General features: G+C 71.8%; 11 protein-coding genes. 5 read left to right on the forward strand and 6 right to left on the reverse strand.

Features of this window, described 5'->3' with window-relative positions; genetic code table 11:
- Positions 1-13: 13 nt before the first annotated feature.
- Complete coding sequence (locus tag ACTIDRAF_RS0206895) at positions 14-1,354, forward strand: M20/M25/M40 family metallo-hydrolase (protein ID WP_016697989.1); 1,341 nt, start codon at positions 14-16, stop codon at positions 1,352-1,354.
- A gap of 256 nt (positions 1,355-1,610) precedes the next feature.
- On the opposite strand, the gene ACTIDRAF_RS27665 is transcribed toward ACTIDRAF_RS0206895, so the two are convergent.
- The 4 genes from ACTIDRAF_RS27665 to ACTIDRAF_RS0206915 all read right to left on the reverse strand — a co-directional run bounded on the left by ACTIDRAF_RS27665 (position 1,611) and on the right by ACTIDRAF_RS0206915 (position 5,088).
- Positions 1,611-1,826, reverse strand: coding sequence for a DUF5703 family protein (locus ACTIDRAF_RS27665; RefSeq protein ID WP_016697990.1), 216 nt, complete (start codon positions 1,824-1,826; stop codon positions 1,611-1,613).
- Positions 1,823-2,812 (reverse strand): NHL repeat-containing protein, encoded by a 990-nt coding sequence (locus ACTIDRAF_RS0206905; protein ID WP_016697991.1) that lies wholly within the window; start codon positions 2,810-2,812, stop codon positions 1,823-1,825. Before ACTIDRAF_RS0206905 ends, ACTIDRAF_RS27665 begins: the two co-directional genes overlap by 4 nt.
- 368 nt (positions 2,813-3,180) lie before the next feature.
- A complete protein-coding gene (locus tag ACTIDRAF_RS0206910; protein ID WP_026065850.1) occupies positions 3,181-3,933 on the reverse strand; it encodes a carbonic anhydrase in 753 nt (250 codons plus the stop codon).
- A 168-nt stretch (positions 3,934-4,101) separates the two neighbouring features.
- Positions 4,102-5,088 (reverse strand): aldo/keto reductase, encoded by a 987-nt coding sequence (locus ACTIDRAF_RS0206915; protein ID WP_016697993.1) that lies wholly within the window; start codon positions 5,086-5,088, stop codon positions 4,102-4,104.
- Between the two features lie 105 nt (positions 5,089-5,193).
- Between ACTIDRAF_RS0206915 and ACTIDRAF_RS0206920 the strand changes: the two genes are divergently transcribed.
- Together ACTIDRAF_RS0206920 and ACTIDRAF_RS0206925 are read left to right on the forward strand one after the other, a co-directional pair.
- The gene (locus tag ACTIDRAF_RS0206920) at positions 5,194-6,240 is read left to right on the forward strand and encodes an LLM class F420-dependent oxidoreductase (RefSeq protein WP_026065851.1); all 1,047 of its coding nucleotides are present in this window, start codon (positions 5,194-5,196) and stop codon (positions 6,238-6,240) included.
- Positions 6,241-7,074 (forward strand): undecaprenyl-diphosphate phosphatase, encoded by an 834-nt coding sequence (locus ACTIDRAF_RS0206925; protein ID WP_016697995.1) that lies wholly within the window; start codon positions 6,241-6,243, stop codon positions 7,072-7,074.
- 98 nt (positions 7,075-7,172) lie between these two features.
- Here the strand turns inward: ACTIDRAF_RS0206925 and ACTIDRAF_RS33645 are convergent, their stop codons facing one another.
- Complete coding sequence (locus tag ACTIDRAF_RS33645) at positions 7,173-7,577, reverse strand: PASTA domain-containing protein (protein ID WP_016697996.1); 405 nt, start codon at positions 7,575-7,577, stop codon at positions 7,173-7,175.
- A 362-nt stretch (positions 7,578-7,939) separates the two neighbouring features.
- Between ACTIDRAF_RS33645 and ACTIDRAF_RS27675 the strand changes: the two genes are divergently transcribed.
- Positions 7,940-9,046 carry an ABC-2 transporter permease gene (locus tag ACTIDRAF_RS27675; RefSeq protein ID WP_211215282.1) on the forward strand — a complete coding sequence of 369 codons (1,107 nt, stop codon included), beginning with the start codon at positions 7,940-7,942 and terminating at the stop codon, positions 9,044-9,046.
- A 30-nt stretch (positions 9,047-9,076) separates the two neighbouring features.
- Here ACTIDRAF_RS27675 and ACTIDRAF_RS0206940 read toward each other — a convergent pair whose 3' ends face one another.
- Positions 9,077-9,523, reverse strand: a complete 447-nt coding sequence (locus tag ACTIDRAF_RS0206940; RefSeq protein WP_016697998.1) for a carboxymuconolactone decarboxylase family protein — start codon at positions 9,521-9,523, stop codon at positions 9,077-9,079.
- 268 nt (positions 9,524-9,791) lie between these two features.
- Between ACTIDRAF_RS0206940 and ACTIDRAF_RS0206945 the strand changes: the two genes are divergently transcribed.
- Positions 9,792-10,484: a histidine phosphatase family protein gene (locus tag ACTIDRAF_RS0206945; RefSeq protein ID WP_026065852.1), complete on the forward strand. Its 693-nt coding sequence runs from the start codon at positions 9,792-9,794 to the stop codon at positions 10,482-10,484.
- The last annotated feature ends 43 nt before the right edge of the window (positions 10,485-10,527 follow it).

The raw sequence follows: 10,527 nt of genomic DNA on the forward strand, positions 1-10,527 counted from the left end.
AGGGTGGTAGAAAGTGCAGGTGAGCGAGCAGACCAACACTCCGTCAGGGCTCGGCCTCGCCGAGGACGAAGCCGTCCGCATCACCAGTGAGCTGATCCGGATCGACACCACCAACACGGGTGATGCGGACACCGTGGTGGGGGAGCGGGCCGCTGCCGAGTACGTGGCGGAACAGCTGTCCGAGGTCGGCTACGAGGTGACCTACGTCGAGTCGGGTGCTCCGGGACGGGCCAACGTCATCGCACGGCTGCCGGGAGCGGATCCCTCGCGAGGCGCGTTGCTGGTGCACGGCCACCTCGACGTGGTACCGGCGGATGCCTCCGAGTGGTCGGTCCACCCCTTCTCGGGTGCCGTCCAGGACGGCTACGTGTGGGGTCGTGGTGCGGTCGACATGAAGGACATGCTGGGCATGTCGATCGCGGTGGCCCGACACTTCAAGCGCAACCAGATCGTGCCGCCCCGGGACATCGTGTTCGCGTTCTTCGCCGACGAGGAGGCCGGTAGCTGGTACGGCTCGCAGTGGCTGGTGGAACACCGGCCGGAGCTGTTCGAGGGCGTCACGGAGGCCATCAGCGAGGTCGGGGGCTTCTCGGTCACCTTCAAGGACGGGGTGCGCGCCTACCTGGTCGAGACGGCCGAGAAGGGCATCGCCTGGATGACCTTGCGCGTCCGGGGCCGCGCGGGGCACGGGTCGATGCTGCACGAGGACAACGCGGTGTCGAAGTTGGCTGCCGCGGTCACCCGTCTGGGGCAGCACCGGTTCCCGATCGTGCTCACCGACTCGGTCCGCGAGTTCCTCGCCGGTGTGAGCGAGATGACGGGCTGGGACTTCCCGGAGGACGACCTGGAGGGCTCGGTCGCCAAGCTCGGCGCCATCTCCCGCATCGTCGGCGCCACCCTCCGTGACACGGCGAACCCGACAATGCTCCAGGCCGGGTACAAGGCGAACGTCATCCCGTCGGTGGCCGAGGCGACCGTCGACTGCCGGATCCTGCCTGGTCGGCAGGAGGCCTTCGAACGGGAGCTCGACGACATCCTCGGGCCGGACGTCGAGCGGGAGTGGCGGGGGCTGCCTCCGGTGGAGACCACCTTCGACGGCGCGTTGGTGGACGCGATGACCTCCTCGATCGCGGCGGAGGACCCGACCGCGCGGACGCTGCCCTACATGCTGTCCGGGGGCACCGACGGCAAGGCGCTCAGCCGGCTGGGTATCCGCTGCTTCGGGTTCGCGCCGCTCCGCCTCCCCGCCGACCTGGACTTCTCCGCCCTGTTCCACGGGGTGGACGAGCGGGTTCCCGTCGATGGCCTTAAGTTCGGGGTCCGGGTGCTGGACCGTTTCCTGCGCTCGTCCTGAGAACCGACGGGTTGCCCGCCGGGGCGAGTGCGTTCAGCCGGTCCCGGTGGGCCCCGCCCGGCCGTGGGCCTGTTCCCGACCCGGGCGCGGCCGCCCCAGCCGTTCGCGGCGGGTCCTGCTGGTCAGGTGGCTTCCCCCGGACCTGCCCACCGGGCCGCCTCGCGGAGTGGCGTACTCGCTCGCACCGTCCTGCAGCGGTGTCGCTCCGGGGGCCGGCTCGGCGTGTGCTGGCCGGGCGGGTGTGTGCCGTGCGGGGTCAGGTGTGCAGGCCGGGGATGCCCACCGTCGTGCGTTTCCGCCGCAGCCACACCTTGCGGGTGCCGTCGCCGAACAGCAGTACCCGGGACAGTTCCCAGCCGGCGTACTCGGCGTGGATCGCCAGTTGGGTGCTGGCCGCCCGCCTCGACACTCCCGGTGGGAGTCGCAGCGGACGGTACTCCCAGTCCCCGTCGATCACCGGCTGGTCCGTCACGGTCGCACCACCTGGATCCCTTCTCCCGCCGCTGAGCCCACGAACACCGCCCCGGTGCTCGGGTCGACGGCGACCTCGTTGGGTTGCCGCACGGTGGGGAAGCGGTGGACCTCCACGGGCTCGCCACCGAGCATGTCGTAGCCGACGAGTTCGTTGGTTTCGGTGAGGGTCACCCAGGCGAGGTCACGGTCCTCGTCGTAGGCGATTCCGTACGGGGACCCGGGTACCGGGTAGCGCTGGCGGAGCAGGAACGGTTCGGCGGAGAAGGCCAGGAGTTCACCGGACCGCGTCTCGGTGACCAGGATGCGGCCGTAGCGGTCGGTGACGGCTTTGGTGGCTCCCTCGCCGGCGCGGAGGCCGAGCCCTTTCTCCCGCTCCTGCTCGTCGAGGCGCACCACGGCCGACTCGGCGACGTCGAGCACGAAGACGCGCCCTTCGGCGGCGATGACCTCCACGGGACGGTGGAAGCCCTCGACGCGGACCGTCTCGTCACCGTGGTCCAGCGTGACCACGCCCTCCTCGGCATGCGCGAGCCCGGTGGTGGAGTCGAACCGGGTCGCGGAGGTGGCGGGCAGCGGCGTCGCTCGTTCCTGGATGTCCAGGGTGGCCGGGTCGACCTCGACCAGGAGTTCGACGTCGGGGACCGCCACGAGAAGTGGGCCACCGGGGGCGGCGAGGGAGACGCCGGCACCGCGGCCGGGGAGGTCGAGTTCGTGGGGAGTGCGACCGGGGTCGTCAAGCTCGAGGACCAGCAGCTGGTCCTCGACGAGAGCGGCCAGCGTCCGGCTGTCGGGGTCGGCGACGAGCGCGTCGACATCGCCGGGGAGGTCCACCACGTCGCCGGCCGGTCTCCCGGTGGTAGGGGGTGCGTCGGCTGGCCGGGCCGGTTCGACGGCCTGCTCGGCGGCCTCGTCCTGGGCTTCGACCCCGAAACACCCGGTGAGACCGACGGTGGTGATGGCGAGAATCCCGACCAGGCGGCGCACGCTTGACTCTCCTCGGCTCGAGACGCGGCCCAGGTCGGGCGGCCGGCCTGGGCGAGTACCCGTCCAGCATCCCCCATCCGTCGCAGAGGGTCACGCGCAGGCTCGGCGTGGGATGGGCTGGTGGACCGCGTTCGGGGTGCCGACGATGACCAGCCGGGGCCGCCGGGTGGGCTCCCAGCCGGTGCGAGCCGGACGTCGGTGGTGGTGACCCCGTCGCGGGAGAGGAGGGCGGCTGGTTTCGCTACGGCCTTCCCCCCGGACCCGGGCTGGTGCCACGGGCCGGGGGGTCGCCCCGGCGGGTCCGGTCCTTGCGCCCAGTCGCGCGCCCAGGCCCTTATCCTCGCCCCTCGGCCGGTGCGGTGCGGGGGTCAGAGACGCTCGACACGACCGGAGTCGAGGTCGTAGACGCCGGAGACGACGCGCACTCCGGAATCGGCGACGAGGTGGCGGACGATCGCGGAGCGCTCTTGGAGGGTGCGTGCCGCGCTGCGCGCCTGTTCCTCGACGCAGTGCCGCAGGTACTCCGCGTCGCTGCCCGAGCGTGGTGTCCGCAGGACGGCCGCCTCGATGGAGTGGGCCAGGTAGCTGATGCCGTCGTGGAGTTCGGCGCCGTGGTGCACGAGGTCCACGGCGGCCTGCACGGCTCCGCAACGGGAGTGGCCCAACACCAGCACCAGGGGGGTGTGGAGGTGTTCGACGGCGTACTCGATGCTGCCGATGACCGCGTCGTCGAGGACCTCGCCGGCCGAGCGCACCGTGAACAGGTCGCCGAGCCCCTGGTCGAAGACGATCTCGGGCGGGACCCGGGAGTCGGCGCAGCTCAGGACGGTGGCGAACGGGCTCTGCCCGTCGGCGAGGTCCTCGCGTCGTTCGACGTTCTGGTGGGGGTGCCGGAGGGCGCCGCGGGCGAACCGCTCGTTACCGGCGCGCAGCGTGGCCCAGGCCTCCTCGGCTGTCCGGGGACGCCGACCGGCGTGCGGGCGCCGGGAGGTGGTGGCCTCGGTGGTGTTGGTCGTCGCGCTCGCCGCGACCGCTCCGACGGCCAGGGCGGCGGCGACTCCGCCACCCAGGCCGAACAGTCCGCGCCGCGACAACCCTAATCCGCTGTTCGAGTTGCTCACGCGCTTACGTTAATTGTTCCTCGAAGGATCGAGTACGCATTCCTGCTGAGAATTTTCCGGACATTCGTCGCTATTGGGATCACCAGTTTCCGGTGGTGGTGGAAAAGCGTGGGATCGGTGATGTGTCCGCTGCGTCCTGTCCGTGGGGCAGCGATCCGTTTGAGGTTTTCACCGCCCGGGATGGCGCTCCGGGTAGCCCAGCGTCGGAGAGCTGACGTCGTCGAGGGCACCCCGGATCGCGAGCGGGAGGTCGAGTTTCTCCGCGTTCAACGAGGTCGTGAGCTGATGGCGTGTGCGGGCGCCGACCACGGGTGCCGTGACTCCCGGGCGGTCCCGCACCCAGGCGAGGGCGACCTCCAGCGGGCTGACGCCCAGTCCTTCTGCCGCCGTGGAAACCGCCTGCACTATCCGGGTCGTGCGGTCCGTTCGGTGGTGCTCCACGTAGTTGGCCATCTTCTCGGAGGCGCCACGAGAATCGGCGGGGGTCGCGTGGCGGTATTTTCCCGTCAGCACTCCCCGGCCCAGGGGCGCCCACGCCAGCAGCCCGATGCCGTGGTGCTCGGCCGCGGGAACCACTTCCCGCTCGACGCCGCGTTCCACGAGGGAGTACTCCACCTGGGCGGAGATCACCGGCGTGCCGCCGAACGGGTAGCGGTGGCGTTGGGTCGTCGCGGCGGTCGCCAGCTGCCACCCCGAGTAGTTCGACAGCCCGGCGTAGCGGACGCGTCCGCTGGCTACCGCGTGGTCCACGGCGGCCAGTGTCTCGGGCAGTGGGGTGTGCTCGTCCCACGCGTGGAGTTGCCAGAGGTCCACGTGGTCCACGCCGAGCCTGCTGAGGGAACCGTCGAGCGCCGCCAACAGCGCGCCCCGGGACGCCCCACCTCCGAAGGGGCCGTCCTGCCGCCGGGCGACCGCCTTGGTGGCCAGGACGACCTGGTCGCGGGGTACGACCTTGTCGAGGAGCTCTCCCAACGTGGTTTCGGCGGCGCCGTCGCCGTAGACGTCGGCGGTGTCGACCAGGGTCCCGCCGGCGTCGGTGAAGGCCGCCAACACCTCCGCCGCGGTCTCGGTGTCCGTCTCCTCGCCCCAGCCCATCGTCCCCAGCGCGAGCCGGGAGACGCGCAGTCCGCTGTGACCGAGCTGTCGGTGTTCCACGACCGCGCAGCCTAGATGCCGTGAGCCGTCCCCGCAGGACGACGGAGTGACCCCTCGACCGACTGGCCGCTGACAACCCACGTTACTGACCGGTAGGGTTCGCCGATGCGACTTGGGTTGAATCTGGGCTACTGGAGCCGCGCCGAGGACGCCGAACGGCTCGAACTGGCGGTGGCGGCCGAACGGTTCGGCTACTCGATCGTGTGGGCGGCCGAGGCCTACGGGTCCGATGCTGCGACCGTGCTGGCGTGGATCGGCGCGCGGACGCACCGCATCGAGGTGGGCAGCGCGGTCATGCAGATCCCGGCGAGGACTCCGGCGATGACCGCCATGACGGCCGCGACGCTCGACACGCTCACCGGTGGTCGTTTCGCGCTCGGTCTCGGGGTGTCCGGCCCGCAGGTGTCGGAAGGGTGGCACGGGGTGCCGTTCGCCCACCCGCTCGGCCGGACGCGTGAATACGTGGAGATCGTCCGTTCGGGACTGCGCCGGGAACGCCTCCGGTACGCGGGCCGGCACTACCAGCTCCCGCTGCCCGACGGCCCCGGCCAGGCCCTGCGGCTGACCGTGACCCCGCCCCGGCCGGACCTGCCCGTCTACCTCGCCGCCGTCGGCCCCCGGAACCTGGAACTCGCCGGCGAGGTCGCCGACGGCTGGCTGTCCGTGTTCTTCGCCCCCGGGCACGCGGACGCCTCACTGGCCGCCCTGCGAGCCGGCCGCGAACGCGTCGGCCGTGACCTCGACGGGTTCGACGTCGTCGCCTCGGTCCCCCTGGTGGTCGGCCCGGACTGGCGTCGGTGCGCCGACGCGGTCCGCCCCCACGCCGCGCTCTACGTCGGCGGCATGGGGAGCAGGAAGCAGAACTTCTACCGCGACATGGCGGTTCGGATGGGGTTCGAGCGCGAGGCCGAGGAGGTGCAGCGCCGCTACCTGGACCGCGACCACGCGGGGGCGATGGCGGCCCTGCCCCTGGAGTTCCTCGACGCGGTGTCGCTGCTGGGCCCCCAGGAGAGGATCACCGAACGGATGACTGTTCTCGCCGAGGCCGGTGTCACGACACTCGCAGTCAACCCGCTTGTCTCCGACGTCGCCCAGGCTGCGGATACGCTGCGAATCGCGGCTGAGGCATGGGATGCGTCAGGAGTCGGTTAGGTGACATGGGTCGAGGTCCTCGTCCTGGGGATCGTGCAGGGGCTGACCGAGTTCCTGCCGATCTCCTCGTCCGGACATCTGCGGATCGTTTCCGAGTTGTTCTTCGACGCCGACGCGGGGGCCTCGTTCACCGCCGTCACCCAACTCGGCACCGAGGCGGCGGTGTTGATCTACTTCGCCAAGGACATCGGCCGCCTGGTCGCGACCTGGTTCCGGGGCTTCCGCGACACCGAGGTGCGCCGAACCGCTGACTACCGGCTGGCCTGGTACGTCATCATCGGTTCGATCCCCATCGGAGTGTTGGGCCTGTTGTTCGCCGACCAGATCCGCACCACCGCCCGGAACCTCTGGCTGATCGCGACGACGCTGATCGTGTTCGGGATCCTGCTCGGGCTGGCCGAGCGGATCGGGCGGCAACGGCGGTCGATGGACCAGCTCACCGGTCGTGACGCGGTCGCGATGGGTTTCGCCCAGTCCCTCGCCCTGATTCCCGGCGTGTCCCGGTCGGGCGGGACGATCACGGCGGGGCTCTTCCTGGGCCTGGACCGTCCCACCGCCGTGCGCTTCTCGTTCCTGCTCGCGATCCCGGCCGTGGTGGCCTCCGGGCTGTCGGAACTGCCCGAAGTCTTCGAGGAAGGGGGACCAGGGCTCCAGCCCACCGGGATCCAGATGGTGGTGGCCACGCTGGTCGCCGGGGTCGTCGGCTACGCCTGCATCGCCTGGCTGCTCCGCTTCGTGGAGCGCCACAGCGTGTACCTGTTCGTGTGGTACCGGATCGCGCTGGGCTGCCTGGTCCTCGGGCTGCTCGCGACCGGCGTGATCGACGCGACCTGACCGTGATCCGGCCGATGCCGGTGGCCGGGGGTGCGGCCACGCCGGGAGCCGAGCGCGGACGCTGGCTCCCGGCGACCGGACTGGGTTCGGGATGTCGGTCAGGACGAGGGCTCCGTCGACTCCTCCAGTTTGCTGACCTGGAGCGTCACCGTGTCCTCGGTGGTGATCTCGGTGCCCGCCTCCGGGTCGGTCTCCTCGACCACCCAGTTGCCTGGCGCGACGATGATGTCGTCCTCGGGGTCCACCGACCGGTACTCGAATTCGGTGATGCCCGCTTCCTCCAACGCGTCCTCGGCGTCCCGGCCGTCCAACCCGGTCACATCGGGCACCGTCACCGGCTCGCCCTCCTCGGCGGGGTCCGAGGTAGGCGCCTCCTCCACCGTCTGGTCGGCCGGCGGTGGGGCGGCCGGGTCCGGGGACGTCTCCTCGCCGTTGGAGCATCCCACCAGCGCCAGCGATAACGCGGCAGCCAGGGAACCGGCGGTGAGGGCACGTCGGGCCATGATGTCCTCCTCAGCTCGCGGCCGGGCCTGATCGTCACCGGCCTCTCGACGGCCAACTACCCCGCACACGCGAGATTCACACCAGGGATTTCGACGAGGGACCTCGGTCTCCTCCGGACGGCCCAGCCGGGGGCGGCGGAGTGGTCGCTCCGGCCACCGTGAGGACCGTGTGCTCCCACTACCCCGACAGGCCGTCCCCCGGTCCGGCGGGCGGGGCGGAGCGGCGCCGGGAGCGGTCGGTGGTGGCGAGGAGACCAGGACCTGCCCCGCCCGGATGATCATGCGGACAGGTCGCCCAGCCGCTAGCGTCCGGGTGCCACCTGCTGCCCCGGGCCCGGGGCGCCAGCCGTGGGAGGAGGGACATGGGGGCAGCGGAAACTCACCCCTCGGGAGCCCGTCCGGCGACGCCTCCTCGGGGCGGAGCGGCGGCCCAAGTCCGCGACGCCCTCACCCCGAGGGCGGCGTTGCTGGTGGTGGCGGTCCTCGCGTTGCACCTGGCGTTCGTGCTCTCCTACGTGGGAGCGTTCCACGCTCCGACCCCGCAGCGGGTTCCGGTGGCCGTGGTCGCGCCCACCGGCCAGTCCGACCAGCTCGCCGACCGGCTCGACGACCTGCCGGGACAACCGCTGCGCGCTCGCGTCGTCGACGACGAGGCAGCCGCCGGTGACCTGATCGAGCGAAACGAGGTGGATGCCGCCCTCGTGGTGAACCCGGCCGCAGACGCCGACACCCTGCTGGTGGCCTCCGGGGCCGGGGCCTCCGTGGGCGAGGCGGTGCGCGGAGTCCTCACACCGGTTCAGCAGGAACGGGGCCGGGAGCTCCTGACCCGCGACGTGCTGCCCGCCGCCAGCGGCGACGCCCGTGGTCTTACCCCGTTCTACCTGGTCATCGGATGGATGCTCGGCGGGTACCTGGCCTCGGCCATCATGGGGCTCGCCGGTGGCCAACACCGGGCACCTCCGGCCCGGGTCGGTGTCCGGCTCGCCGTCCTCGCCGGCTACGCGGTGCTCTCCGGCCTCGGAGGAGCGCTCATCGTGGGTCCCGTGCTCGACGCACTCCCAGCCGGGAACGTCCTGGTGCTGTGGTGGGTCGGCGCCCTCGTCGCGTTCGCGTCCGGCGCGACGACGATGGCCCTCCAGGTGCTGTTCGGCGTCGTGGGGGTGGGGGTGGCGATCCTCGCGTTCGTGGTGTTGGGCAATCCGAGCGCGGGCGGGGCCTACGACGCCTCGCTGCTCCCACCCTTCTGGCGGGCCGTCGGCCCCTGGCTCCCGCCGGGCGCGGGCACCACCCTGGTCCGCGACTCCGTCTACTTCGACGGCGCCCAGGTCGGCGGACCGGTGGCGGTCCTGACCGGGTACGCGGTGCTCGGCGTCGCGGTCGCGCTGATCGCGGCGGCCCTGCTGTTCCGGCGTCGTCGGCCGGTGGGAGGGGCACCGGCGGGGGTTGGCGCCGGTGGGGCCACCCGGTGACCGGAGCACCTCCGGTCACCGGGGTCGCGGTCACTTCCGGTGTGAGCCGGGTACGAGCCGCAGGGTCACACCGAACCGGTTCCAGGCGTTGATGGTCGCGATCGCGGTGACCAACGCGGTCAGTTGTTCCTCGTCGTAGTACTGGGCCGCGTCCGCCCACACCTCGTCGGACACCCCGTCCGAGTCCAGGCGGGTGGCCTGCTCGGTCAGGGCGAGCGCGGCCCGCTCCTCGGGGGTGAAGAAGGGGGCCTCCCGCCAGGTGACCACGGCGAAGAGCCGCTCGTCGGTCTCCCCTCCGGCCTTCGCGTCGTGGCTGTGCATGTCCACGCAGTAGCCGCAGCCGTTGATCTGGCTGGCACGCAGCTTGACCAGCTCCCGGGTGGTCCGGGGCAGGGGGCTGGACTCCAGGTAGCGCTCCAGCCCGAGCATCGCCGCGTAGGCGGGGGACGCGGGATCGATCGTCATCCGGGGTGTCATCTCACTCCTCCTCGCTCTCCGTCCGTCGAACGGAGTCGTGCCGCCGCTTCCCGCGCCGTGGATGAGCGGGAAGTCACCGGCACCTCCTGGACGAGGCAGCGACGTGCGCCGTGACAGCGACCCACCCACCACCTGGTGTGACGTGGGACACTGCGGCCTGATGGGGAAGTCGGACCGCCGGGCGGCCGGGGCCGACGGCGGCCAGCGGAGCGGTTCGGGTTCCCACGGGGGCGGCCGGCGTCCTCGGTCCCGGTTAGGCTCGACGGACGTGGCCACCCTCATACTGCTTCGCCATGCCCGCTCCGTCGCCAACAGCCAGGGCCTGCTCGCCGGGAGAGCCCCGGGAATCGGGTTGGACCCGGACGGCGCGGCGCAGGCAGCGGCGCTCCCCGGTCGGCTGAGCGACGTCCCCCTCGCCGCCGTCCACACCTCACCGCTGCAACGCTGCCTCGAGACGCTGCGCCCCCTGGAACAGGCCCGTGGCCTGGAACCCGCCGTGCACGAGGGGTTGTTGGAGGTCGACTACGGGGACTGGACCCTCGCGGAACTGGGCGCGTTGAGCACGGAGCCGTTGTGGCGGGTCGTCCAACACCACCCTTCGGCGGCGGTGTTCCCGGGCGGAGAGGGCCTCGCCGATGTCCACGCCAGGGCGGTCGCCACCGTGCGCCAGCTCGACCGGCAGATCACCGCCGAACACGGTCCGGACGCCGTGTGGCTGGCCTGCACCCACGGTGACGTCATCAAGTCGGTCCTTGCCGACGCCCTCGGCATCCACCTGGACTCCTTCCAGCGGATCGTCGTCGAGCCGTGTTCGGTCAGCGTCGTCCGGTACACCGAACTCCGGCCGTTCGTCCTGCGCGTCAACGACCAGGGCGACGCGTTGGGCGGGCTGGCGCCGAAGCCGGAGGCCCGGCCCGGGACCAGCTCGGACGCAGTGGTGGGGGGAGCGACCGGGGGGTGACCGGCGGGCGGCGGGGCCGACGCGTCCACGGCCCCGCCGTCGT

The organism is Actinoalloteichus spitiensis RMV-1378 (assembly GCF_000239155.1).
GTDB classification, from domain to species: Bacteria; Actinomycetota; Actinomycetes; order Mycobacteriales; family Pseudonocardiaceae; genus Actinoalloteichus_B; species Actinoalloteichus_B spitiensis.